Origin of the sequence: uncultured Fibrella sp. (genome assembly GCF_964250085.1) — a bacterium.
Classification (GTDB): Bacteria; Bacteroidota; Bacteroidia; order Cytophagales; family Spirosomataceae; genus Fibrella.
Map to the genome: position 1 here is coordinate 83,068 of NZ_CAXUEC010000006.1, position 24,602 is coordinate 107,669.

The 24,602-nt window shown below is 53.6% G+C and carries 26 protein-coding genes; 13 read left to right on the top strand and 13 right to left on the bottom strand.

Annotated features, from left to right (window positions below):
* Positions 1 to 43 precede the first annotated feature (43 nt).
* On the bottom strand, positions 44 to 322 hold the full coding sequence (locus ACFE8Q_RS18815) for a hypothetical protein (RefSeq protein ID WP_375446976.1): 279 nt from the start codon (positions 320 to 322) through the stop codon (positions 44 to 46).
* A 140-nt stretch (positions 323 to 462) separates the two neighbouring features.
* Between ACFE8Q_RS18815 and ACFE8Q_RS18820 the strand changes: the two genes are divergently transcribed.
* Complete coding sequence (locus ACFE8Q_RS18820) at positions 463 to 936, top strand: GAF domain-containing protein (RefSeq protein ID WP_375446977.1); 474 nt, start codon at positions 463 to 465, stop codon at positions 934 to 936.
* Positions 937 to 1,002: 66 nt separating this feature from the next.
* Here ACFE8Q_RS18820 and ACFE8Q_RS18825 read toward each other — a convergent pair whose 3' ends face one another.
* The 3 genes from ACFE8Q_RS18825 to ACFE8Q_RS18835 form a co-directional block, all read right to left on the bottom strand.
* Positions 1,003 to 1,740 carry an SDR family oxidoreductase gene (locus tag ACFE8Q_RS18825; RefSeq protein WP_375446978.1) on the bottom strand — a complete coding sequence of 246 codons (738 nt, stop codon included), beginning with the start codon at positions 1,738 to 1,740 and terminating at the stop codon, positions 1,003 to 1,005.
* Positions 1,741 to 1,806: 66 nt separating this feature from the next.
* On the bottom strand, positions 1,807 to 2,697 hold the full coding sequence (locus ACFE8Q_RS18830) for a helix-turn-helix domain-containing protein (RefSeq protein WP_375446979.1): 891 nt from the start codon (positions 2,695 to 2,697) through the stop codon (positions 1,807 to 1,809).
* A 204-nt stretch (positions 2,698 to 2,901) separates the two neighbouring features.
* Positions 2,902 to 3,195, bottom strand: coding sequence for a hypothetical protein (locus ACFE8Q_RS18835; protein ID WP_375446980.1), 294 nt, complete (start codon positions 3,193 to 3,195; stop codon positions 2,902 to 2,904).
* Between the two features lie 63 nt (positions 3,196 to 3,258).
* Here ACFE8Q_RS18835 and ACFE8Q_RS18840 point away from each other — a divergent pair, with 63 nt between their 5' ends.
* Genes ACFE8Q_RS18840 through ACFE8Q_RS18850 form a run of 3 tightly spaced genes read left to right on the top strand, consistent with a single transcriptional unit; the run spans position 3,259 to position 5,053 of the window.
* The gene (locus tag ACFE8Q_RS18840) at positions 3,259 to 4,440 is read left to right on the top strand and encodes a cysteine desulfurase family protein (protein ID WP_375446981.1); all 1,182 of its coding nucleotides are present in this window, start codon (positions 3,259 to 3,261) and stop codon (positions 4,438 to 4,440) included.
* Positions 4,441 to 4,490: 50 nt separating this feature from the next.
* Positions 4,491 to 4,793: a DUF4160 domain-containing protein gene (locus tag ACFE8Q_RS18845; RefSeq protein WP_375446982.1), complete on the top strand. Its 303-nt coding sequence runs from the start codon at positions 4,491 to 4,493 to the stop codon at positions 4,791 to 4,793.
* A complete protein-coding gene (locus tag ACFE8Q_RS18850) occupies positions 4,790 to 5,053 on the top strand; it encodes a DUF2442 domain-containing protein (RefSeq protein ID WP_375446983.1) in 264 nt (87 codons plus the stop codon). The genes ACFE8Q_RS18845 and ACFE8Q_RS18850 overlap by 4 nt, the downstream gene beginning before the upstream one ends.
* A 1-nt stretch (position 5,054) precedes the next feature.
* Here ACFE8Q_RS18850 and ACFE8Q_RS18855 read toward each other — a convergent pair whose 3' ends face one another.
* The 3 genes from ACFE8Q_RS18855 to ACFE8Q_RS18865 all read right to left on the bottom strand — a co-directional run bounded on the left by ACFE8Q_RS18855 (position 5,055) and on the right by ACFE8Q_RS18865 (position 7,284).
* The gene (locus ACFE8Q_RS18855; RefSeq protein WP_375446984.1) at positions 5,055 to 5,288 is read right to left on the bottom strand and encodes a hypothetical protein; all 234 of its coding nucleotides are present in this window, start codon (positions 5,286 to 5,288) and stop codon (positions 5,055 to 5,057) included.
* 160 nt (positions 5,289 to 5,448) lie between these two features.
* Entirely contained in the window at positions 5,449 to 6,432 is a 984-nt protein-coding gene (locus ACFE8Q_RS18860) for an HNH endonuclease (protein WP_375446985.1), read from the bottom strand.
* A 126-nt stretch (positions 6,433 to 6,558) separates the two neighbouring features.
* Complete coding sequence (locus tag ACFE8Q_RS18865) at positions 6,559 to 7,284, bottom strand: DUF72 domain-containing protein (RefSeq protein WP_375446986.1); 726 nt, start codon at positions 7,282 to 7,284, stop codon at positions 6,559 to 6,561.
* Positions 7,285 to 7,440: 156 nt separating this feature from the next.
* Here ACFE8Q_RS18865 and ACFE8Q_RS18870 point away from each other — a divergent pair, with 156 nt between their 5' ends.
* Positions 7,441 to 8,922, top strand: a complete 1,482-nt coding sequence (locus tag ACFE8Q_RS18870) for an amidohydrolase (RefSeq protein WP_375446987.1) — start codon at positions 7,441 to 7,443, stop codon at positions 8,920 to 8,922.
* Between the two features lie 75 nt (positions 8,923 to 8,997).
* On the opposite strand, the gene ACFE8Q_RS18875 is transcribed toward ACFE8Q_RS18870, so the two are convergent.
* A complete protein-coding gene (locus tag ACFE8Q_RS18875; RefSeq protein ID WP_375446988.1) occupies positions 8,998 to 9,243 on the bottom strand; it encodes a hypothetical protein in 246 nt (81 codons plus the stop codon).
* A gap of 163 nt (positions 9,244 to 9,406) precedes the next feature.
* On the opposite strand from ACFE8Q_RS18875, the gene ACFE8Q_RS18880 reads away from it, so the two are divergent.
* From ACFE8Q_RS18880 to ACFE8Q_RS18890, 3 genes are all read left to right on the top strand, one after another.
* Positions 9,407 to 12,742 carry a PDZ domain-containing protein gene (locus ACFE8Q_RS18880; protein WP_375446989.1) on the top strand — a complete coding sequence of 1,112 codons (3,336 nt, stop codon included), beginning with the start codon at positions 9,407 to 9,409 and terminating at the stop codon, positions 12,740 to 12,742.
* Positions 12,743 to 12,874: 132 nt separating this feature from the next.
* On the top strand, positions 12,875 to 13,705 hold the full coding sequence (locus ACFE8Q_RS18885) for a hypothetical protein (RefSeq protein ID WP_375446990.1): 831 nt from the start codon (positions 12,875 to 12,877) through the stop codon (positions 13,703 to 13,705).
* 195 nt (positions 13,706 to 13,900) lie between these two features.
* Positions 13,901 to 14,770 (top strand): geranylgeranylglycerol-phosphate geranylgeranyltransferase, encoded by an 870-nt coding sequence (locus ACFE8Q_RS18890; protein ID WP_375446991.1) that lies wholly within the window; start codon positions 13,901 to 13,903, stop codon positions 14,768 to 14,770.
* Positions 14,771 to 14,872: 102 nt separating this feature from the next.
* Here ACFE8Q_RS18890 and ACFE8Q_RS18895 read toward each other — a convergent pair whose 3' ends face one another.
* Positions 14,873 to 15,355, bottom strand: coding sequence for a MarR family winged helix-turn-helix transcriptional regulator (locus ACFE8Q_RS18895; protein ID WP_375446992.1), 483 nt, complete (start codon positions 15,353 to 15,355; stop codon positions 14,873 to 14,875).
* 178 nt (positions 15,356 to 15,533) lie between these two features.
* Between ACFE8Q_RS18895 and ACFE8Q_RS18900 the strand changes: the two genes are divergently transcribed.
* From ACFE8Q_RS18900 to ACFE8Q_RS18915, 4 genes are all read left to right on the top strand, one after another.
* On the top strand, positions 15,534 to 16,622 hold the full coding sequence (locus tag ACFE8Q_RS18900; RefSeq protein ID WP_375446993.1) for an HlyD family secretion protein: 1,089 nt from the start codon (positions 15,534 to 15,536) through the stop codon (positions 16,620 to 16,622).
* Positions 16,623 to 16,635: 13 nt separating this feature from the next.
* A complete protein-coding gene (locus ACFE8Q_RS18905; protein ID WP_375446994.1) occupies positions 16,636 to 18,252 on the top strand; it encodes a DHA2 family efflux MFS transporter permease subunit in 1,617 nt (538 codons plus the stop codon).
* Positions 18,253 to 18,372: 120 nt separating this feature from the next.
* Complete coding sequence (locus ACFE8Q_RS18910) at positions 18,373 to 19,680, top strand: TolC family protein (protein WP_375446995.1); 1,308 nt, start codon at positions 18,373 to 18,375, stop codon at positions 19,678 to 19,680.
* Positions 19,681 to 19,818: 138 nt separating this feature from the next.
* A complete protein-coding gene (locus tag ACFE8Q_RS18915) occupies positions 19,819 to 20,055 on the top strand; it encodes an acyl carrier protein (protein ID WP_375446996.1) in 237 nt (78 codons plus the stop codon).
* 139 nt (positions 20,056 to 20,194) lie between these two features.
* On the opposite strand, the gene ACFE8Q_RS18920 is transcribed toward ACFE8Q_RS18915, so the two are convergent.
* Positions 20,195 to 21,169, bottom strand: coding sequence for a YheT family hydrolase (locus ACFE8Q_RS18920; RefSeq protein ID WP_375446997.1), 975 nt, complete (start codon positions 21,167 to 21,169; stop codon positions 20,195 to 20,197).
* 164 nt (positions 21,170 to 21,333) lie between these two features.
* On the opposite strand from ACFE8Q_RS18920, the gene ACFE8Q_RS18925 reads away from it, so the two are divergent.
* Entirely contained in the window at positions 21,334 to 21,768 is a 435-nt protein-coding gene (locus ACFE8Q_RS18925) for a hypothetical protein (RefSeq protein ID WP_375446998.1), read from the top strand.
* A 113-nt stretch (positions 21,769 to 21,881) separates the two neighbouring features.
* Here ACFE8Q_RS18925 and ACFE8Q_RS18930 read toward each other — a convergent pair whose 3' ends face one another.
* Genes ACFE8Q_RS18930 through ACFE8Q_RS18940 form a run of 3 tightly spaced genes read right to left on the bottom strand, consistent with a single transcriptional unit; the run spans position 21,882 to position 24,471 of the window.
* Positions 21,882 to 22,646, bottom strand: coding sequence for a glycosyltransferase family 2 protein (locus tag ACFE8Q_RS18930; RefSeq protein ID WP_375446999.1), 765 nt, complete (start codon positions 22,644 to 22,646; stop codon positions 21,882 to 21,884).
* A gap of 26 nt (positions 22,647 to 22,672) precedes the next feature.
* Positions 22,673 to 23,668 (bottom strand): aldo/keto reductase, encoded by a 996-nt coding sequence (locus ACFE8Q_RS18935; protein ID WP_375447000.1) that lies wholly within the window; start codon positions 23,666 to 23,668, stop codon positions 22,673 to 22,675.
* A complete protein-coding gene (locus tag ACFE8Q_RS18940; protein ID WP_375447001.1) occupies positions 23,665 to 24,471 on the bottom strand; it encodes a TauD/TfdA family dioxygenase in 807 nt (268 codons plus the stop codon). The genes ACFE8Q_RS18935 and ACFE8Q_RS18940 overlap by 4 nt, the downstream gene beginning before the upstream one ends.
* Positions 24,472 to 24,602: the final 131 nt, after the last annotated feature.

The following is a 24,602-nucleotide window of genomic DNA, read 5'->3' on the forward strand; positions in this document are numbered from 1 at the left end:
TCGCTGCGATGTTTAGATTAGTGGCAACCGGTAAGCCAATGCACTACTTCTTCTCGTCGGCTGACTGGATCGCGTTAAAGTCGCCCCTATCCCATTTGACCCTGATAAGCGAATAGGGGTACGTGATGAATTTTCCGGTTTGGGTGTCGAGAATGACCGTTCCCTTATCACCGGTTATAGCCTGATAGCGGCGGTTCAAATCGCCCGGTTCCTGGGCAGGTTTATCAGACGGTTTAAAGTTCGCCAGGGTTAGTAAGCCGCCCGTCAGTGCAACACCGAGAGCGACCGATTTAAGGTCGATAGAAAACGTGAGTGGTTTCATGAGGATACGTTGATTGTTTTTCTGTTAATACACAACGTACCCGGATATGTTTTAAAATAAAACCCAGAAAATACCGCTTTACCTTTGCCAGAACGAACGTACCTGAACGCCTGCGGGCGTTTTTATAAACGCTTCCCCTCATGACAACGACCGACATTCAACCCCTGCTCGACCTGATTACGCCAACAAATCCATCGGCAAAACCCGACTGGAACGCACTGCTGACCCAAACCCTCGCCACCTTCGACTGCACCACCGGCACCCTCCACCGCCTCGACCCCACTACGGGCCTGCTGACGCTGGTGGCCTACGCCGGTATGCCCGAGTTTCTGCTCCCCAAAATAAGCCTGATCCCCATCGGTAAAGGCATGGCGGGCATTGCTGCCGAGCGCCGCGAGGCCGTTCAGCTCTGCAACCTGCAAACCGACGAATCGGGTGTGGCCCGTCCGGCAGCCCGCGACACCAAAGTAGAAGGATCAATTGCCCTGCCCCTGCTGCTGAACGGCGAACTACATGGCACCCTGGGCATTGCCAAGCCTGTCCCCTACGATTTTACCGACGACGAAGTAGCCGCCCTGATGCACCTCGGCGAAGCCATCAGCCAGGTGCTGTAGTAAACCAGTCAGGCCGTATCGTGGCGATACGGCCTGACTACTAACTCTTGCAAAGAAACTGTCTGGTTACCAGGGGCTTATTCCTGTATCGGGCGCGTTGTCGTCGCTAAAAAACTGTCCCGTTGGGCCATCCGGGCCGAACGTGGCTGCTTTCACCAGGCGGGCGGCGGCATCGGGCACCGTACCGGGACCGCTGTGGTGATTGAAATCGGTAGCGGTATAACCCGGATCCACGGCATTTACCTTAAACGGCGTATCGCGCAGTTCGTAGGCCAGCACAATGGTGTAGGCGTTCAGAGCCGATTTCGACGGGCCATAACAGGCTGTCTTAACCTGGTAATACTTCCAGGCTGGATCGCTATGCAACGTTAGTGAACCCAAACCAGAAGTAACGTTCACGATTCTTGGCTCCGCTGATTGCTTCAGCAGATCCATAAAGGCCTGCGTTGTCTCGATCAGCCCGAAAAAGTTGGTATCGAATACCTGCCTGAACATAGCGATGTCTGTGCCGATGGCCGGTTGTGGCAAGCCACCACTGATGCCCGCATTGTTGATCAGCACATCCAGTATATCCGTTTTCTGACCGAGCGTTTCACGGGCGGCTTTTATAGAATCGGAACTGGTTACATCGATTACGATCGGCTCCACGTTGGCAAACCCTTCCGCCTTCAGTTGATCGGCCGCCTTCTGGCCTTTCTGCTGGTCACGGCTGCCCAGGTAAACGTAATATCCTTTTTGCAATAACTGCCTGGCGGCTTCGTATCCGATGCTTTTATTGGCACCAGTAATAAGTACTGTTTTCATAGTTCATCTGTTTGTGGGGCAAAACTACCGCGCCCACTGTCAGCAGATGATACACATCTTTCGGTATTACTGGTACATTTCACGGATGGTAACCCGATAATCGGCCGGTGTTACGCCCGCTTCGCGCTTAAAGAAGCGATTGAAGTAGGATGCGTCTGAAAAGCCAAGGTCAAAGGCAATTTCTTTCAACGACTGTTGGGTATGAAACAACAGGCGGCGGGCCTCCAGCATCAGCCGCTCATGGATATGCGTAATGGCCGGTTTGCCACTCTGTGCTTTCACGACCTCGCTCAGATATCCCGCCGACACATTAAGCAGTGACGCATACTCACTCACCTGGTGCAGATCGCGAAAGTGCTCATCAATCCTGGCCTGGTAGCGTTTCAGCAACAGCTTGTCGGTCAAAAACGGATTGCTCTCAAACTGCTCTGTATACAACCGACTCAGGTACGTCAGCAACACCGTCAGGTAAGCGGTCAGCATGCGTTGCTGCCACTCACCGGGGCGGCTGTGCTCGGCATAGATTTTAGCCAGCATATCTTCCACAACGGCTACATCGGCCTCGGAAAGTATCAATTCATGCCCGTTCTGCGGATTCTGGACTAGCGGCAGGGCACTTAACGAAGCGTTTTCCTGTAGGGCCAGAAACTCCTTCGTAAACGCAAAGGCCGTGCCCCACATCGGTTTGGGTTCTTCCTTTACAATTAGCTGGTTAGGGCCGAAAAAATAAAAAGTGTTCTCTTTCAGCGTATACTGGGTCATATCCACCCAATGCCGACTGTCGCCACGCCGGACTAAAACAAAGAGAAAGTAAGCTTTTCGGTGCGGAATGAGCATCTCCGACTGGTGCGTCAGCATCCCGTCGAACCGGACTATACTGAACAACTTGCCGGTTAATATGACTTCTTCCTCTAACGTATAGATAGGGATTGGCTGATCGGCGGTAACCAAATTCATGAGAGCAGACTAAGCGATTTATGCAGGTACGCAGCCATTCCGGCCGACGCGATCTGTTTACACAAACTGAAAAAGCACAATTAAGTTGCCCTGTCGACATGTATAAGTAGCAGGCACCGCTCCACCAGCGTAAATAAGCTGCGGTACGTAAAACAGCTACGCCGTACCTTGACGATACGGCGTAGCTGTTTTACGTACCGCAGCTTATTTACGCTGGTGGAGTTGCTCAAAATCGTATGACTGCCAGGTGGGCAGACCTATGGATGGCCGTTCGAGCAGAAACCGCCCCGTCTGGGTATCAATGATGATGGTGCGGCTATCCTTGGCAACATACGCCTGAAACCGGCGGGTATCGCCAGAAGGTTGAGGCTGTACCAGCGGTTGCTTGCCCGGTTCGGGCTGTGGCTGACCAGCGGGTTTATTGGCCATCAGCAACCCCGCGCCCATCACAAGCAGACCCAGGCAAAAAGACTTCAGATCAATCGTAATCGTTTTCATAGCCGTAGACATTTGTTTTACCTAACAAAGACAACGTACCCGGTAATCTAGTTAAATTCGGCTATGATTTACCTCGACAACAACGCCACTACCCGCCTCGACCCGCGCGTTCTGGAAACGATGATGCCGTTTCTGACCGATAACTTTGCCAACGCGGCCAGTACGCACCCATTCGGCGTAAGTGCCAGTGAGGCGGTGAAAAAGGCGCGTCAGCAGGTGGCCGATTTGTTGCAATGCGATCCGCACGAACTTGTCTTTACCTCTGGTGCTACCGAGGCGATTAACCTGGCTATAAAAGGCGTAGCTGAGATTCACGGCGACAGCAAACGACATATCATTACCGTACAAACCGAGCATAAGGCAGTGCTCGATGTATGCCATTTTCTGGAAACACGCGGCTATGAGGTAACATACCTACCCGTTCAACAGGACGGGCTACTGGATTTAGCCGACCTGAAAGCGGCGCTTCGGCCTGATACGCTGTTGGTGGCCGTGATGTGGGTGAATAACGAAACGGGTGTCATTCAGCCCATTGCTGATATTGCCCGCCTAGCCCACGAAGCCGGTGCTCTCTTCATGACCGACGCTACACAGGCCGTTGGCAAACTGCCTATCGACGTTAACATGCCCGGTCACCCCGGTGCGGCCATCGATCTATTGACGTTCTCGGCTCATAAATTCTACGGCCCTAAAGGCGTTGGCGGCTTGTATGTGCGTCAGCATAGTGTAGGTACGTCGCAACCTCGCAAGGTGAAGCTGGAAGCCCTGCTACACGGCGGCGGTCACGAACGCGGTCTACGCAGTGGCACCCTGAACGTACCCGGCATCGTGGGCATGGGCAAGGCCGCCGAATTAGCGCGGTTAGCAATTGCTGACGCGCGGGAGACGCAACATCTTGCGTCTCTACGTGACCAAATCGAAACGGCTTTACTGACTATTCCAGGTACGTCGGTCAACGGCAACCGGGAACATCGCCTGTATAACACGACCAATATTCTGTTCGAAAATTGCGATTCCGACGCACTCATCATGGGTCTGGAAGGCATTGCAGTCTCCAACGGTTCGGCCTGCACCGCCGCCAGCATCGAACCCTCGCACGTGTTTTTGGCCATGGGCCTCGATGAGCAGGAAGCCTTCTCCTGCCTGCGCCTCAGCCTCGGCCGCTTCAACACCGAAGCCGACGTTTCCGCTACGGTTGCGGCGGTGAAGGGCGTTGTAGAGGAACTACGGGCGTTGGTGGGTTGAACAGTTTTGCGTACTTATGCTGTTGTTAACTCACTCACCGCAATAGCATTATGCCTAAACTAATAGAATACTTTGGCTTTATTTTCTATTTCTACAGCAACGAACACTTACCTGTTCATGTCCATGTAAGTCATGCTGAGTATGAAACCATCTTCGAGCTGTTCTTTGACGATGGTAAGCTAACAGATATCCAGGTAAGAAAAGCAGACGGTGTAGCTATGCTGCCAGCAAAAGACCAGAAAGAAGCGCTTAAAGTCGTTGAGGCATATGCCGAAGAAATTGCGCAAAAATGGCTTGAGTTTTTCGTTCTAAAGAAGAAGCCCGCAATTCGCAAAATCACAAAACGCTTATGAAAATAATAGCAGTGACAGAAGCAGAGTATGCTGGTGAACACCGGCTACGGATAAACTTTTCAGACGGCACCTCACAGGTTGTTGACTTTGGTCCATTCTTACAAAACCACCCGCACCCACAGCATAACAAATACCGGCAGCTAGCCAACTTCAAACGCTTCCGCATTGAACGCGGCAACGTTGTTTGGGGCCGGGATTGGGATTTGATCTTCCCCGTTTCACAACTGCATCAGGGGTACGTAGCACCGGCAGTTTACTGAATTATGCGCTCGGAAACCGCTGGTAAAAGTCAGCAAACTCGTCTTCAAGGTGTTGCTGTTCGCGAGCATCCAGGGTACTTAATTCCTGCTGAATGCTATGTACATCGTAGGGTTGATGCTCGACCACCCGATGACGGAGAAACAAGACAAAATCGGCCACTTCGCTAAGATACTGTTGAGGCAATCCTTTGATACTCTCCACAATCAGTTGCTCAAAATTGGGTGCTGTGTTCATTGCGCTGTTCAATTAGCTGTCAGCAAGATAACGAAAACCATGCCTACTTTGTGCAACGTACCCGGAGTGGAGACTCCTGACGTGACTTGCTGTCCCATCGAGACACAGCAGCGCAGCATCAGTAGTAAAACGCAATCCACCAAAGCAACCCGTAGATACGTCACCCTTTATATACGTACTTTCTGTGCCAGTCTAATGCCTCCAAACTAGGAAGATACAGCTTATTTTGGGGCAATTTGAGATGCTTGCCTGATAAAGTACTTAAACTATATATACTGGTTTTATCCTCTACGAACGTACCTGAAATAAGAACCTGATAATCATCATCAATTGAAATAGCACCCTTATCAAAGGCCCGATGAAGGTTTGGGCAAAGAGCGATACCATTCGTTGGGTGATTGTTGAATGTTTCAGCGAATGGCACAATGTGACAGGCGTCAACCATCGTAAACGAATAAGGTGCAGAAACACGAATACCGCTAATACAACACCGATCATCATATAAGCGGACAACTTCACGACGAAACAAAGCTTCGCGTGCATATAATTCAATTTCGTATGTTTCTGCGTTAAGCCGCTTCTTCAGCCCCTTCACTTTTTTACCATACGCATCTGGCAACTCGTCAAGCATTTCCCGGCGGAGTTCGTCAAGTGCCGGGTTGCCCGGCAATTCAGTATATCCTGCTTGTCCTGGGAAATAACGATCCAGTAACGTTTGGTACAGCACATTGCGCGAAACACGATCCAGTAATAAATCAGCCAATTTCAGGTCGATCTCTGCATAAGTCACAGCGTTACTCAAACTGCTAAAATTAGACAGGTCGCCCGTTTGTACCCACCGCTCGCAACCCGGATTGGCTATTAATTGCCACCAATCTCCATATTCATTTTTAAGACGGAAAAATGGCATGGCGAAACTCAGGGTATGGTTTGTAGACACCAGCCTGCTCCAATTCGTTTTGAAAATACTTGTAAGTTCAGGTGTTATTGAAATGGTATTATCTGTAAGTAGACCGCTTTCATAGCCTTGAATTACCGATAGTAAGATCAGGGGTTTATGTGGCGCTGGGTCTTTTAGCCTCCCTCCGCCCGTATTAAGATTCGTGAAGGCGTGAATAAAGTAACGTAGTTCCTTCTCAACCATACAGGTTATTATTTATTCGTTATGATAGCTATTAAAGAAAGCAGCTTTTAACAAAGGTGACAAGTATACAAGAAAGGGAGGTAATATAAATCCACCAAAATAGCAGCTTTCAGGTACGTTCGGTGCTTAGCCGACCATCTCCCGCAAGGTCAGGGCATTCCGGACGGCGTGGCCGCCGATGTCGTTGTTGAAATACATATAGACGTCTTTGCCTTGTGCGGCCCATTCACGGATTCGGTCGGTCCACCAGCGGAGGTCGTCGTCGGAGTAGGAGCCGCCGTAGAGCGAGTGCCAGTCGGGGCCATGCAGCCGGACGTAGACGAACGGGGCCGTGGCGCGCAGAATACACGGCAGGTTGGCCCCGCTCATGATGCAATACGCCACGCCGCGTTGTTCAAGCAAGTCAAAAATCGCGTCCTGATGCCAGCTCGGGTGCCTGAACTCAACGGCCGTCGACATCCAGTCGGGGAGCAGGTCGAGGAATTGGGCGAGGCGGGCGTAGTGGCAGGTGAACCGGGGTGATAGCTGAACCAGCAGAATGGCCCGTTTGTCGCCCAGTTCGTGCCAGCCTTCTTTGATCCGGTCCATCCAGCGGGGGGCGTTGGTCAGGTTGCCGTAATGGGTCATCCAGCGGGGGGCTTTTACGCACAGTCGAAAGCCCGGCGGCAACTTGTCGCGCCAGCCCGCAAAGGCACTGGGTTTGGGCCAGCGGTAGTAACTGCTGTTCAGCTCCACCGTGTCGAACTCGTCCAGGTAATACCCTAGTCGCTTTGCCACCGACGTACCCGGCGGATATAGCACGCCCTGCCAGTGGTCGTAACTCCAGCCCGAGGTGCCGATGTAGATGCTCATAGCGGTAGGGTTTCGCATGAGTTAACCAGCCAATGATGATTTTGTCATCATATGCAAGCAATGAAATGGCCCAACGGTACCATACGGCTACATTTTCTCTATTTTTAAGGGTTGAGGGTAATCCCGACAACACGTACCCAACTCATCACAACCCGTATGACTAAACAACTCCTTATTGCGGCACTACTTCTGCCCGTACTAGCATTCAGCCAATCAAAAAAAAACGTGAACTCGCCGAATCGGACGGCCACCCCCACTGACAAAGACAAACAGACCATCATCGCTGACCTCGACAAGCGGTTCCCGGAATTTGCAGGGATCTCCAAACAGATCTGGGACTTTGCCGAACTGGGCTATCAGGAAGAAAAAAGCTCGTTGCTGCTTCAGGAACAACTTAAAAAAGAGGGATTCGACGTAAAAGCGGGCGTAGCGGGTATTCCCACGGCCTTTGTGGCTACCTACGGAACGGGCAAACCCGTGATCGGTATTTTGGGCGAATACGACGCGCTGCCCGGTCTGGCAACGGAAGCCAAACCTGACTTTACACCCATTGCTGGGCAAAAAGGTGGGCATGGCTGTGGCCATAACCTGTTCGGTACGGCCTCGATGGCGGCGGCGATCGAAGTGAAAAACTGGCTGAAAGCTGGCCATACGGGGACTGTTAAAATCTACGGTTGTCCGGCCGAAGAAGGTGGCGCGGGCAAGGTGTACATGGTGCGCGAAGGGCTCTTCAACGATGTCGACGTGGTGTTGCACTGGCATCCCGGCTCGCAGAACGCCGCCGACGCAGGTACGTCGCTGGCTAACAAAAACGCCAAGTTCCGGTTCCGGGGCATTGCCGCCCATGCCGCCGCCTCACCAGAGCGTGGCCGCTCGGGCCTGGATGGTGTTGAAGCGATGGATTACATGGTGAACATGATGCGTGAACATGTGCCGCAGGATACCCGCATTCACTACGTGATTACCAAAGGGGGTGAAGCGCCCAACGTGGTACCGGCCTTTGCCGAAGTGTATTATTACGCCCGCCACAAAGACCGCGATATTCTGCAAAGTGTCTGGAAACGAATTGAGAACGCCGCAGAAGGAGCTGCTAAAGGCACCGGCACCAAAGTAGACTGGGAAGTACTGGGCGGTGTGTTTAACCTGCTGCCCAACGTAACGCTGGCCGAGGTAATGCACAATAACCTGAAAACGGTGGGCGGCATTACCTACACAGCCGAAGAAACGGCCTTTGCCGAAAAAATCAGAACGACGTTCCCCGAAGACCAGCGGGTACCGATTACCAACGCGGCGCTGATCAAAGATTTCCGCGATGCTTCGGAAAGCGCCACCAGCGGCGGCTCCACCGACGTGGGCGACGTAAGCTGGACGGTACCAACGGTTGGGTTACAAACGGCTACCTGGGTACCGGGTTCATCAGCGCATAGCTGGCAATCAACGGCGGCCAGTGGTATGACCATCGGCCAGAAAGGCATGATCGTTGCCGCCAAAACGCTGGCCCTTACCGCACTCGACCTGTTTACCACCCCTACGCTGATCGAAAAAGCACGCGCCGAATGGCTCCAGAAACGCGGCGCTGACTTCAAATACGAAGCGTTATTGGGCGACCGTAAACCCGCGCTGGATTATCGGAAGTAGCAGGGAGCATAGAGCATGGGGCGGGGGCTCCGCGAGTCGTGCCCGTCGACAGGCTGGGCGCCCCCGCCCCATCCATCACACCGCCCGGCCAAACAGCAGGTTATTGGTCAACGATTTTATCTCGGCGTCGATGGGCGTTTGGGGCGGCTGATAGGCTAGCGGTACCGTGTTGGTAGGCGTGACAAATACAGCCTGGTTCAAACCTGGCATTGGCTCTTCTTCTACGGTGATCCGCACCTTATGACCGGCATAAAAAGCCCGCAGGCGCTGCACGAACTGCTCGTTGAGCTCGCTGGCATCTAACTGGAAAGTAGTTTGCATAGTGTTGAGTTGTTTATTGTTCGATTACAACAAAATATACGGAATTATGCGACTGACAGTCAACGGTTTTCAAGCAAATTAATCAGGATAAATAACTAGTTTATCAAGCGGTATTCTCTACTCCATCTATGTCCCTTTTTTCGCACTCACTTCTCGTCAACAAATGAAATCGATTGCTTACTTTTTCATCGGCCTTCTTGCCCAATCAGGTACGTTGTTAGCACAGACCCAGACAGACGTACCTGGCGAAACCTTGTTGCTGCGGCAGCCATCACTCTCTAAAACACATGTGGCGTTCAGCTACGGTGGCGACCTCTGGGTAGCCAACCGCGACGGTTCATCGCCGCGCCGCCTCACGGTGGGGCCGGGGGCCGAAAGCGGTCCCCAGTTTTCGCCCGATGGACAGACCATCGCTTTCACGGCTACCTATGATGGCAACACCGACGTGTATCTGGTAGGGCTCAACGGGGGCATGCCGAAGCGGTTAACGTTTCACCCAAGCCCGGAAACAGTCAAGGGCTGGTCGGCCGATGGGCAACGGGTGCTCTTTTTATCAAACAGCCTATCAGCACCGTCGCGGTCGACGCGGGCGTTTACCGTGTCTGTAAAGGGAGAGCTACCGCAGCCATTGCCGATTCCGACGGTGGGCACCTGGGCTAAATTATCGCCCGATGGTAAAGAACTGGCTTACAGTGTCACGTCTGATGCTTTCAATACCTGGAAACACTACCGGGGCGGCATGACAACGCCCATCCGGCTGCTGAACCTACAAACGCTGGATGCCGATGATATTCCGCATGTCAATGCATCGGACGTGCAACCGGTTTACGTGGGTAATACCATCTACTTTCTCTCGGATCGGCAACGGACCATGAACGTATTCGCCTACGACCGAACCAGTAAGCAGGTACGTCAGGTAACGAATCATGCCGATTTCGATGTAAAATCACTGGCAACCGACGGGCAAACACTTGTCTACGAACAGGCCGGTCGCCTGCATCTGCTCGATCCGGCGGCGTCTTCGGCAGTGGGTAAAGGCAAGCCAGTACCAATTTCGCTGGGCGGCAACATCGACGTGCTGGCGTTGCGGCCTACCTGGAAACCCGTGGGCAGCATGGTCCGGGCCTTTCATTTGTCGCCAACGGGCGCACGGGCCGTGGTTGAAGCACGCGGTGATATCTACACGCTGCCCGCCAAAAAAGGCGACTGGCGCAACCTGACCCTCACCGACGGCGTACACGAGCGCAACCCCATCTGGTCGCCCGACGGGGCGCGTATTGCCTACGTGTCCGACGCCTCGGGCGAGTACATGCTGGCGCTGCGCGATGCCAAAGGCGAGAAACCCGCCGAAATGGTGTCGCTGGGTGACCCGTCTTTTTATTTACTCGACAAATGGTCGCCCGATGGTAAGAAACTACTGTACCATGACAAGAAATTGAACCTCTGGTACATGGATCTGACCACCGGACGCAAGCCTGTGAAGATCACGACCGATACGTTTGGCCCTAATTCGACTATTGTTGCCGACTGGTCGCCCGATTCGAAATGGGTGGCTTTTTCGCGCAAGATGGACAACTACCTGAACCAGATTCACCTGTACGAACTGGCATCGGGCAAGACCACGCCCGTCACCGACGGAGCCAGCCATACCGACGCACTCGCCTTTAGCCGCGACGGTAAATACCTGATCTTCACCGCCAGTACCAACGTTGGCCCCTCCTTTGCCTGGCTCGACATGGCCGGTCTGGACCGTCGCGGCCTCGTGACCCAGAACCTGTATGCGGTGGTGCTCAACGCCAAAGATGCCAGCCCGTTTGCCCCTGAATCCGACGATGAGAAGGAAGCAGCCGTACCCGCCCTGCCCGCCACAGACAGCACCCGCGCCACGTCGACGAAGAAAGCAGCACCGGTTATAACAAAATCGGCCGCCACCACACTGGTGATACCCAACGTACCCAGAACAGTGATTGACCTGGAGAACATCGGCCAGCGGATTGTGGCCTTGCCTGTTCCGGCAGGAAGCATCGACAAGCTAAAATCGGCGGATGGCGGGCGACTGTTTTACATCGGTTACACACCCGCTACGGCCAAACCAACGCTCTACCGGTTCGATTTCAAGGAGCGCAAAACAGAAGCATTGCTTGCCGAAGTTAGCGAATACGAGGTGTCGGCCGATGGAAAAAAACTGCTGTTCATGACCGGTTCCGACAAGCTGAACATCGCCGACGCGTCGGGCAAACCAGCCGTGGCCGAGGGCAAAGTGGATGTCAGCACCTTGCAGGCCATGATCGACCCGCGTCACGAATGGGCGCAGATGCTGGCCGAGTTCTGGCGCATCGAACGGGATTATTTCTACGTACCCAACTACCACGGCATCGACTGGAACGCCATCAAGACGAAGTACGCGCCGTTTCTGCCCCATGTAGCCCATCGGGCCGATCTGAACTACCTCATCGGCGAAATGATGGGCGAAATGGTGGTGGGCCATAACTACGTCAGCGGGGGCGATATTCCTGATAGTAAACCTGTTCCCGTTGGCATGCTCGGAGCCGATTACGAACTGGCTGGCGGTCTCTATCGCTTCCGAAAAGTGTTCAACGGCGAAAACTGGAACCCGACCCTCCGCGCGCCACTTACCGAACCGGGCGTGAACGTAAAAGCGGGTGAGTACCTGCTGGCCATCAACGGCAAACCACTGACCGCCAGCGACAATGTGTATCAGCAACTGGAAAACACAGTCGACCGGCAGATTACGCTCACGGTGGGGCCAAACGCCTCCATGACGGGATCGCGGAAAGTGACAGTAGTGCCCATTGCCGCCGAAACGAACCTGCGCCTGATGGACTGGGTGGAAGGCAACCGCCGCAAAGTACACGCCGCCACCGGAGGCAAAGTGGCCTACGTGTACCTGCCCAACACGGGCCAGCAGGGCTACGACAATTTCAACCGGTATTACTTCAGTCAGGTCGATAAGCAGGCAGTCATTGTCGATGAACGTTTCAACGGCGGTGGCCTCGTAGCCGATTACATCGTTGATATGCTCGACCGGCCGCTGCTGAGTTACTGGGCACCCCGCGACGGAAAGCCCTTTACCAGCCCCGCCGCGTCGATCTACGGGCCAAAAGTGATGATCGTCAACGAGTATGCCGGGTCGGGTGGTGATGCGTTACCCGCCTTTTTCCGTCGCCGAAACCTGGGCACCATAGTTGGGAAACGTACCTGGGGTGGTCTGGTAGGCATTTCTGGCTATCCGCCGCTCATCGATGGGGGTTCGGTCACGTCGCCTAGTTTTGGTATCTATAACCCGGAGGGCAAATGGGAAATCGAAAACGAAGGTGTTGCCCCGGATATTGAGGTAGACATGACCCCTAAGCTGAGCCAGAACGGAGCCGACCCACAGCTCGAAAAAGCCATTGACGTGGTGCAGGAACAGTTGAAAAAATCGCCCGTTCTGTTGCGACCCATGCCCAAAGGTGATCAACGCGCCGTGGGTGAGTAGCAGCTTGCACCTACCAGCAACTACACTGTCATTATTTTTGTCATTCCGACGACAGAGGAATCGTAGTTTTCCATTTGACGTTTTTAGAAGGAGCGCTACGATTCTTCCGTCGTCGGAATGATAAAAATGATAATGACCACTCCCTTCGCCCTAACGCCCTTCGCCCCTACCCTGCTGCTTCACCGGGTCGATCTGGGTACGTATGCGAGGTTGTGCCGCCAACAGGATTTTACCTTTTTCTTTCGCGACCTGACGAATCAATTTGCACAGCAGGGCGAACGTATCATTCACTTGTGGGAAGATGTTGAGCAGCAAAAGCCAGCCGTCGTAGCATCGCGCCTGGCCGCTTTACAGGGCCAATCCATCCGCATTCCGGGGCGACTGACAAAAGCGCGCCGCATTGACAAGGCAACGGCAATGGCCTTTCTGGACGAGCATCACCTTCAGGTCGCTCTACCCGGCAAGGTGCGTTATGGCCTTTACCTGCCTGAACAATACTACCGCGTGTTACCCGCTGTCGGCTCCGACACGTACCTGGCCAACCGCCCGACTGGCGAGCTGCTGCTGGCCGTAGCCACCTTCGCCCAGCCACGTACCCAGCTTCGCGATGGACAACCGCACCGCTCGGCCGAACTCCTGCGTGTTGCCAGCCGGATTGGCACCACCGTCGTTGGCGGCCTGGATAAACTCGTGAAGACGTACCTGACCAACCACCCCGCCGACGACCTGATGACCTACGCCGACCGCGACTGGTCGGACGGGGCGAGTTACCGAAAGCTTGGTTTTGAGCGCGTTGGCGAAACGCCGCCGCAACAGTTCTGGCTTCGCCCCGATGAGGGTATTCGCTACGTACCTGGCCGACTTCCGATACCCATTAATCAAACTAATGCTATAGAGTACGGATACATTCCGATTTATAACACCGGGAGTTATAAGTTTGTAAGAAAGTCATCTCACCCCTAGCCCCCCTCCTTCACAAGGAGAGGGGAAGCACTCCTGCCTCGCGGCTTCTGGCCTGTGATTTGGTTTAACGAACATCTTTTCCAGATGGAATGGATCTAATGTTCCAATCATCAGATATATGCTACAATCCGCGAAGTGGAAGTGCCCCTCTCCTTGTGAAAGAGAGGGGCTGGGGGTGAGGTAAAACAACCATCTATGACCCGTCCCATTACAGCAGCCGATTACATCAAAGGATTTTTACGCCTGATCCGGGTGCAGAACCTGCTGATTGTGGTTGGTACGCAATACCTGGCACGGATCGCCCTGATTGGTCCGCGCGAAGACTGGCCCCGCCTGTTGCTGGATGGGCGGATGGTCATTCTGACCTTATCGACGGTATGTATTGCGGCCGCCGGTTATATCATCAATGATTATTTCGACGTCAAAATAGACATCATCAACAAGCCCGAGCGGGTTATTATCGGGCGATACCTGAAACGCCGCTGGGCCATCACGGCGCATCAGGCACTGAACGTGATCGGCTGTTTTCTGGGGCTGCTGCTGAGCCGCTGGGTATTTGCCGTCGATGTGCTGTCGGTATCGCTTTTGTGGTTCTACTCCGCCAACCTGAAGCGGCAACCATTTATTGGCAACCTCGTGGTCTCGTTCCTGACGGCGCTGTCGCTGATTGTGATGGCGGTTTACTACAAGCAGAATGAAAACCTGCTGATCATGTATGCCGCCTTTGCCTTTGTGGTCACGCTGGTTCGGGAAATCATCAAAGACATGGAAGACGTGCGCGGCGATGCGCGTTACGGTTGCCGCACCCTGCCGATCGTCTGGGGAATTCGCCGGACCAAATCACTGCTTTACGTGATCATTGCGGCTTTCATCGCCACGCTTTTCCTCACCGCCGATTCCTGGAATAACCCCCGCCTGAGCTGGATTTTCATGCTCGTGCTAATTCCCGTGGCCTGGCTGGTTTACCGCCTCGTACTGGCCGACACCCGCCGCGAATACAGTTACCTGAGTAACCTCTGCAAATTGATTATGCTGATGGGCGTATTGACAATGGTGTGGGCGTAACTGTCTGGGATTGGGGATGTGGGATTGCGGATTTAGCGCTGCCCTGTCACAATCAAGTAGCGCAGCTAAATTCCCAATCCGACATCCCTGATCCCAAATCAGTTAGCAGTCTCCGCCGTCAAGGCCGTTTACCAGGTCTTTCATATCATCGATCAGGCGGGAGAGGCGGTCTGGACCAATAATGGTACTGAAATGCGCGTGGGCTTCTTCCATACACTGATGCACACCCACCAATAATTCGACTCCCCGCTCACTCAGGAAAATCCGGCTGGCGCGGGAATCAACTTCGTCCTTCCTGGTATAAATATACCCCTCTGCCTCAAGCACGCTAACGACCTTGCTCATCATTTGCTTGGTAACATCGGCCTTGCGAGCCAGTTCGTTGTTCGTGATGCCGTTCTCTTCAATGTTGGCAATGAGCCGCAGGTAACTGAGTTTGAAATCAGCAAAACCACGCTGATGCAAACGGGGCTCCATAAACTCATCCAGAAAGCGCTTTAGCCGCCAGGCAAGCCGCCCCATCGACCGGCCTCGAATTTCCCGGAACATCTCGAAGGTAAAGAGTTTACTATCTACTGATTTCATTGGCGCGGCGAACTTTAACGACTCGCAAACTGATTAATGATTAGTTAACACACAAATATAGTCAACCCGCTTGACTTTTATAGTCAACTCGGTTTACCTTTGTTGCGTTCCCTAAGCGAGCAACCTTGTTTTTCTACTACACACAACACGTCTTTTCTCGCTTCATTCAATTAAACGTATGGCAACTGAATCAACATCTCCTTTAAAAACTTATCTCCCCCGCTTCATCGGTCTGATCGTCATTGTGGCGGCAGCGTACTGGGGTTTCACCGCCTATCGCCGAGGCCAACAATATGAATCAACCGACAACGCGCAGATCGAAGGTACATCCGCCCCGGTGCTGGCGCGGGTAGCCGGGTACGTTCAGGAAGTTAATGTGGACGACTACGCTACGGTAAAACGCGGTCAGCCGTTGCTTACCATTGATCCACAGGAATACGAAGTAGCCTTGCAACAGGCCGAAGCCGACTATCAGTCGACATTGGCTGATATCAAAACGGCGCAGGCCGATCTGGCCTCGGCCCAGGCCAATATCCGCAATGTGGCCCAGAACCTCCGGGTAACTCAGTCAGCCGCCGCCGTGCAGGCGGTTCGCCGCAATAAAGCACAGGCCGACCTGCAACGCGACCAGAACTTATTCAATGATCAGTCGCTGACCCGCAAACAACTCGACGATTCGCGCAACAACGTGGATGTGCAGACGCAGACGTACCAAAGCAATCAGGAGCAGATCGGGCTGGCACGTACCCAGGAAGGTGTAGCCCAGGCAGGCATTCAGAAAGCGCAGGCATCTATTCAGAAAATGCAGGCTGTACTGAAAGTGAAAGCCGCCGCCATTGAAAACGCCAAACTCCGCCTGACCTACGCTAAACTGACCGCCCCAATTGCGGGTAAAATTGGCAAAAAGAACGCCGTTGTGGGGCAGTATGTGCAACCGGGCCAAACCCTGATGACGATCGTCAATGACAGCACGTTCTGGGTAATTGCCAACATGAAAGAAACGCAACTGGAAAAAGTAGTGGTTGGCCAACCCGTTGATATCAAGGTCGATGCGTATCCTGATCTCGATATAAAGGGTCGGGTAGCCTCCCTGTCGGAAGCCACAGGTGCCCGTTTTGCTCTGCTCCCACCCGACAATTCATCGGGCAACTTTGTGAAGATTACGCAGCGCGTTCCGGTAAAAATCGAGATTCTGAATCCTGAAAAGTATAAGAATAAACTCCGTGCCGGCCTGAGCGTCGATGCGGCCGTACGCATAGCCGATTAAACGCAACGTCTTCATGGAAACTACACTAAAGGCCCCGCCGGCCCCAGCGCCATCGCTGCCAACGGGGCTCCGGCGCTGGATCATCGTGATCACGGCCGTCACGGCGGCGATCATGGAGCTGATCGATACGTCGATCGTGAACGTGGGCCTGACCGACATTGCCGGTAGCCTCGGCGCCACCATCGAAGATGCGTCGTGGGTGGTGACCTCCTATGGCATCGCCAACGTTATCGTTATTCCGATGACGGGCTTTTTACAGCGTTATTTTGGCCGTAAGAATTATTACATCGCCTCCATTATCCTGTTCACCGTTGCGTCGTATGGTTGTGGCGTTGCCCCCGATCTCTGGACGCTGGTATTCTTCCGGTTCCTGCAAGGCGTAGGCGGCGGGGCACTGCTGTCAACTTCGCAGGGGCTATTGTTCGATGCCTTTCCACCGCAGCAACGGGCGCTGGCGTCGGCCTTGTTTGGCCTCGGCATCGTGCTTGGACCAACATTCGGGCCAACGCTGGGCGGCTACATCATCGACAACTACCACTGGAGCTGGATGTTCTACATCAACATTCCGGTGGGGATCGCCGCCACATTCCTGAGCCTGCGATTTATTGACAAGAAAGCCGATGAGTTCGACATTGACCGGAAAGCCATAAGTATCGACTGGCTGGGTATCATGCTGTTAGCCGTTAGTGTGGGCAGTCTGCAATACGTGCTGGAGCGGGGCGAATCTGACGACTGGTTCGATAACAACACTATCCGTTACCTGACCGGAGCGGTTGTAATTGCCCTTCCCTGGTTTATCTGGTCGCAACTGCGGGGCACGAGTTCGCCCGTGCTTGATCTCCGGGTGTTGAAAAGCCGTAACCTGGCAGTTGGTGCCGTGTTGATGTTTATCGTGGGCTACGGCCTGTTCACATCGGTCCTGTTATATCCGCTGATGGTACAGCGTGTGGCTGGTTTCACGGCTACCCAGACCGGGCGGTTGCTGATTCCGGGTGGTGCCATTGCCGCCATCTGTTTTCCGCTGGTGGGCCGGTTGCTGGGTAAAGGCGTATCGCCGCGTTACATCGTCATGGCTGGGTACGTTGCCTTTGCTACGTTCTGCTTCACCATGTCGACGTTCACGACCGAAACCTCCGACGGCTACTACGTTCAGGCGCTGCTTATTCGGGGTGTAGGTCTGGCCTTCGTCAATGTTCCGCTGATCAACTCGTCGGTATCGGGTATGAAACCGCAGCAGTTGCCAATGGGCATTGCCATCACCAACATGATGCGGCAACTGGGCGGTGCCTTCGGCGTAGCCATCACCAATACGTATGTAGCCCAGCGTGTGGCCGCACACCGGGGCGATCTGGTAGCCAACATCACCTCTGAAAACCCGCTGGCTACCGACCGGATCAACGGCATGACGCAAACGCTGACAGCGAAAGGAATGAACGCGATCGACGCCGTAACGGGTGCCTATCGTACACTGGAACTGGCCGTACAAAAACAGTCGCTATTGCTGGCGTATCTGGATGCGTTTCGGCTGGCAGGCATGTTTTTCGTCGTCTCCTTCCCACTGCTATTCCTGCTGAGATCCGTAAAAATGGATGCCGCTACCGCTAAAGCTGCCGCCGACGCCGCACACTAATTATGTTGCTATTGCGCTACGCTGTCATTAGGTGGTCATTCATTGTCTTTACGACTAATGACCACCTAATGACAGCGCAGCGGAATGACCATAAATGACAATTTAATGACATTCCCATCAATGAAACCAATCCATACATTCCTTTTTTTGCTGTTGCCTTCACTGGCAATGGCGCAACAGCCACAGGCATTGCCCGGTGACCTGAGTACATTACTGCAACAGGCCTCGGCTAACTTCCCTCTGTTGAAACAACAGGATCAGCAGATACAGGCCGCTGGGTTACAGGCCGATCTGGCTCGCACAGCCCTGAAACCACAGGTGTCCGTCAACGGAACGTACCAGTACATTAACCCCGTTCCGAAGGCAACGCTGCCCGTCGATGGACGCAATGTTGAGTTGCAGTTTCAGCCCAACCATAATATCAACGGTAACGTATCGGTTTCGCAGTCGATCTACGATTTTGGCCGGACGGGCGCGGCGGTACAGCGGGCGGGCGATAACCTGCGCATCGCCCAACGGCAGCAGGAACTGACCCGCCACAGCCTGGCCTATCAGGTGGCCGCCGCCTATTATGGCATCGGTTTCGTTCAGCGGAGTATCGTGGTGCAGGATTCGGTGATCCGCACGGCGGCCGAAAACGTGAAGATTCTGGGTGCCCGGCTGCAAAACGGCGATGCCCTGCAATATGATGTAATCACGCAACAGGTACGTTTAAAAACAGCGCAGAACCGCAAGATCGACCTGCAAAACCAGCTCGACCGGCAACGCGCGCTTTTAACGTACCTGACGGGTAACAACGAACCGGCTGTTGGCACCGATGCGCAACAGTTCAACGGCATTTTACAACCCTTCGCCCTCGACGGACAGGTACAGTTGGCACAGGCAGGCAATAAGGACATCCTGGCGGCTCAGGACCGGGTTCGGCTGGCCGAAACGGACATTCGCGTGGATGAGCTGTCGGGTCGCCCCAGTCTGGTGGCGGTTGGTTCTACGGGCTTTCGAAACGGCTACGTACCTGACGTAAATACGCCCCGTTTCAACGTAGCGGCTGGTGTGTCATTTACGGCACCGCTCTACGCAGGTGGCCGGTACAAGTTGCAGCAGCAGGCGGCTAAACTGAACCTGAACGCCAGCCGCTACGCCGTTGACAATGCCAATGCGCAACTTCGGCAGCAACTGGCCCAACTCAACGCCGACATTACCGCCAACCAGACCCGGCTGCAGAATTTAAATACGCAGGTGTTGCAGGCCCGGCAGGCACTTCAACTGGCACAAACCCGGCTTCGCAATGGCGTCATTACGGCGGTAGAGTTGGAAAGTGCCGAAACAGGCATTGAAGAAGCACTGCTTGGTCAACTGGCCTTTCAGTACCAATTGGTGCTGAACCAACTGGAATTGAAGCGGTTAATGGGCGAAAGCCTTAATTAGGCTCTTCATTAAAAATTACTAAATTGTGATTTATCGGCGGCATGTAGAAGTAACAAAATCAGGCATTTGGCCGTTAGAGAAAGTAACACCTTCTTCAAGACGTACTATTTCCATTCACATAAAAAGCGCCCTTGCATCATGAAAGACCAGGTCATCAACATACTCAGAAACTTTGGCATTCAGGATTCTCAGCTAGCCGATCATGTCCATTTCACCCGTGATCTTGGCCTCGACAGCCTCGACACGGTTGACTTGATAATGCAGTTGGAACAGGAGTTCGGTATCCGTATCCCCGATGAAGATTACCCTAAACTAGTGACCTTTGGCGGTGTGTTGACGTACCTGAAATGCCAACACGCCTCTGTCGCCGCTTAATCGTTTTCAGAATACATATCCTGCAAAAAGGGGGTCTTCGGCATAATGTCGAAGACCCCCTTTTTATGATTAGTGAGTTTCATGCTGTAGTGAATCGCTGACGCAGGCTTTAGCAATACATACAGCGCGAAGCAAGCCGCTAGCCAGCCAATTCGCCCAGCGCGAAGGCTAATGCCCGGCGTTCGGCATAGCTGAACAGGCTACGGGGCATCATGAATCCTACATGACCGCCCAACCGGGGTGTTTCCAGAAAAAAATTCGGATGTTGTTCAGCCAGCCAGACTGGCGAACATTCGGGCGAGAGCAACGGATCGTTGGCCGCGTTGAGCAGTAACGTCGGAATAGTGAGGCCCGACATGAAATTGATGGCCGATGCCTGTTCATAAAAGTCATCGGCATCCCGATAACTGTTGACCGGGGCCGAAAACCAGTCGTCGAAATCTTTCCAGATACGTACCTGACTGAGCCGGGCCATGTCGAGGCGACCGGGAAACAGGACGTCTTTCTGCGTTATTTTCACCAGTAGCTTCTTCATGAACCGGTTCCGATAGAATCGGTTGCCCGGCAAATCAAGCAACGACGCGCTGGCTTTCAGGTCAACGGGCGCCGAAATGGCAATTACCCGTCGGATAGCGGTGGGTAGTCTGGCCCCATGCACACCGGCGTATTTGAGCGAGATGTTACCGCCCATGCTATAGCCAACCAGCACAATCTCGTCATATTTTTTCTGCCCCAGGGCGTGGGTGATCACTTCGTTGATATCACCAATTTCGCCATGATTATAGAGCCGAAATGCCCGGTTCATCTCGCCGCTACACGACCGGCAATTCCAGGCCAGCACGTCGAAATGGTGTTCGTGAAAGAGTCGGGCTGTTCCCTGTATGTAGTGCCTGTGGCTGTCGCCTTCGAGCCCGTGAGTGAGCACGACCAGGCGGTTATTGGCTGGTTTTCGTAGCCAGTCGAGGTCAACGAAGTCATCGTCAGCCAGTGTCAGGCGTTCCCGTTGATAAGTTACGCCCGGAATTCGTCGGGTTAAACTGGGTATAATCGTTTGCAGATGAGCATTATACTGAAAACGCGGAGGGCCAGGATAGGCCGTGGCAACAACAGGCATTAACTTCTAGTGATTAATCCGTGTTCAGGAGTACGCTATGCTGTCATTTGATAGTCATTTATTATCATTGGGAGCCATCAGGTAGTTAGTTGTTGGTTTTTACAATGAACGACTATCAAATAACAGCGCAGCGTAATGACGCAAAGCAAATGACAATTTAACCCATGAGTTACGCCAAATATATTTCAGTAGCCCTGGCCAGTATGCTCAAGTTCATTGGTGGCCCGCTGGCGGGTCTGGCTCTGAAACTAAGCTGGCACGAAACGGCGGTTTGTTCGGCCCTGGGCATGATGGCGAGCGTCTTGCTGGTGCTGTTTGCCGGTTCGGCCGTTGAACAGATACAAAGTCGTTATCGGAAGGTAGCGCCTCGTTTATTTTCGAAACGTACCCGGCTGGCCGTACGCATCTGGCAACGGGCGGGTTTAGCCGGCATTGCCCTGCTGACTCCTATTCTCCTGACACCCATTGGCGGTACTGCCCTGGCTATTTCGTTCCGCGTACCCATTCCCCGCATCATCGTGGCCATGCTCGTCAGCGGCAGCCTCTGGGGCGTGATCCTGTCGTGGGGAATGTACCAGATACCGGGGCTGTTTAAGTGAGACCCACCGCGGCGGCACCCCACCCCTAACCCCTCCCCGTAAGGGAGGGGGACCGCTTTAGCGTATTCTGAAGATGTCCCCCTCCCTTACGGGGAGGGGTTAGGGGTGGGGTGCTACCGGCTTACTTCAACAACTGGCTTGGCTGTTTTCTTGAGGAAATCACCTTGCGAGAAGTGCTTCTCGATCAGGCAGTAGAGCAGGATGAAGAAGTAACGACTTCCCATCTCTTTGATTTTCAGTTTCGATTCACCGTATTTCCGGTTTGTCCAGCTATTGGGAACAACCTCGTAGCTGTATCCACGCACCATCGCTTTTAGAGGCAGTTCAACGGTGAGGTTGAAGTGCGGCGACAGAAACGGCTTGATGCCTTCCATCGTCTCGCGGCGGTACAGCTTGAAGGCATTCGTCGTGTCATCGTAGCGGGTGTTCATCATCAGGCGGATGATGAGGTTGGCAACCCGATTGATGACTTTTTTCAGGGCCGGATAGTCAACGACCTTACCTCCTTTCTGCCAGCGAGAACCGAAAACGGCGTCGGTACCAGTATCGCGCATTTTGTAATAGTACTTGACCAGATCCTCGGGATCATCCGACATGTCGGCCATGAAAACGGCGACACAATCGCCCGAGAATCGTTCGAGGCCGTAACGAACGGCATAGCCAAATCCATTAGGGCCTGGATTGGTGAAGACCACCAATGATGGAATTTCGGTCTGTAACCCTTGCAATACAGCCAGCGTGTTATCCCGCGAGTTATCGTTCGTTACGCAGATCTCATGGTCGATACCGTATTTAGCAAGCGTCTGATACAACGCACGGAGCGTTTCCGAAATCGACTCCTCTTCGTTGTAAGCAGGGATAACTACACTTAGCTTCATAAGCAAAAATTGGGTGATGCGTAAAGTTACGCGGGTTTCCAGTGCGGCGGCACATCAGGCACGGCCACTTTTATACGTTCCACTATTTCGTTAGGTAGCGGCCCCAGTTTCGCGGCCAGAACATGGCTCACCACCTGCTGGCTGGAGCGTACACCCGGAATAACTATTGATACCGCTGGGTGACTCAGGCAAAACCGCACCGCCGAAGCGCTGATGCCACCGTCGAGTTGATCTAAAAAAGCCAGACTGCGGGCACTGTCGAGTAGCCACTGACTGTCGCGGTCGGGCAGATAATGACGATACTGATCGGGCGGAAAAACGGGGTCCTGTTCCAGGTACGTTGTTTTCAGGAAACCCGATGCCAACGGCACCCTGGCAATAAACCGGTAGGTTGTCGCCTTGGGGTCTTCCCATAAAACGGTTTCGGCCCGGCGATCCAGCGCGTTGTAAATTACTTCCAGCACCGACCCAAAGCCCGCGTTCATAACGCGTTTAGCGCCATACACCGACCGCGAACTAACGCCGTATGCCTTTATTTTACCAGCGCGAACCAGGGCATCGAATGGTTCGGGGTCATACGAATCCCAGTCGAAGGCATCGGGCGGGCTATGCAGTAGCAACACATCCAGTGTGTCGCGCTGTAATCGGCGCAGGCTGGCTTCAACGGCTTCAGTCAGGTACGTTGGGCTGTAATCCTGAGTAGGCTGACCCTTGGCATCGCGCCGGTTGCCAAATTTCGTACAGATTTCAACGGGTAGCGTACCTGGGTACGTTGTTTGCTTCAGTGCCTGACCAACCAGTGTTTCGGCCTGTCCGTTGGCCCCGTAGCTATCGGCGGTATCGATAAAACGAATACCCTCATCAAGCGCACAGTGGATGGCCCGGATAGCGTCGGTTTCGTCTACGGCGCCCCAACCCGTTGGCTTGTTACCAACGTAGTTGGGACCACCCAGTTGCCACGTGCCGATACCTAGTCGGGCAACGGCTGAGGAGTCGGCAGGCGTCGTTACGGGGTCACTCATGCGGCCACCGTTGCCGAATCGCTGGTTTGGCCGGCAGCAGACAGAATAATTTTGCCTTTGATGAGGCTGCGTTGACCAGGATATTCAGCAAAGAAAGCATTACGGCCGTGCATGACACGGTCATCGTGGAAGAAAACACATTCGCCCTGTTTCAACACAACGGGCATAATGATGCCCGATTCCATGATGCGGGTTTCCAGGAATTTCTGCCACCGTTCGCACAGATCGAGCACTTCGGGCGAATTCTCTTCCCGGTCGAGGCAGTAGTAGTTCCAGTTGGCCAGATAGCCTTCTTCGTCTTTGTCGAGGGGCTTTCTCACCTTACGCATGCCGCCTTTCGAGTGAACCACATCGGTACGCATCAGTTCGTCGAGCAGATCGGTGGCGCCGTCCAGTTGCAGGCAGTCAACCAGCGTTTGCAGGTCGATGAAGGTAGTGGCACCACCTAGTTTGGCCTGTGAAGCACTGTAGAAGAAATTCACGGCTACTTCGTCATACAATTCTACATAGGAGTCATCTGTATGCAGGGGTTGCCGCGTATTGCTCGACCGGTAGCGGTCGGGAATTTCTGGATTATACGTAATGTCGATCCAGCGATTGCCGGTTTGTTTGCCAGTAGCAATATCCTCATCGGCCGCATGAATTTTTCCGATGGTTTCGGACAGGCGGCTGTAGAAATCGTGAACGGGAAGATCGGGCTTGAAATCAGACAGGTGTACGACCTTGTTGGCCAGCACGGCCTGTTTCACGTTTTCAATGGTTTCATCGAGCGTCGTGTACGCCACTTTAGCAAAGAAGTTCATATCGAGCTTGCGTTTCGTTTCGTAAAAAATGGTGAATGGTAAAACCCTGCTGCCAAGCCACTTCCGGCTTTCAACCTACTTAAAAGTAATACAGGGCGAAGGTAAAAACCAAACTTGGTTATTGAACAACC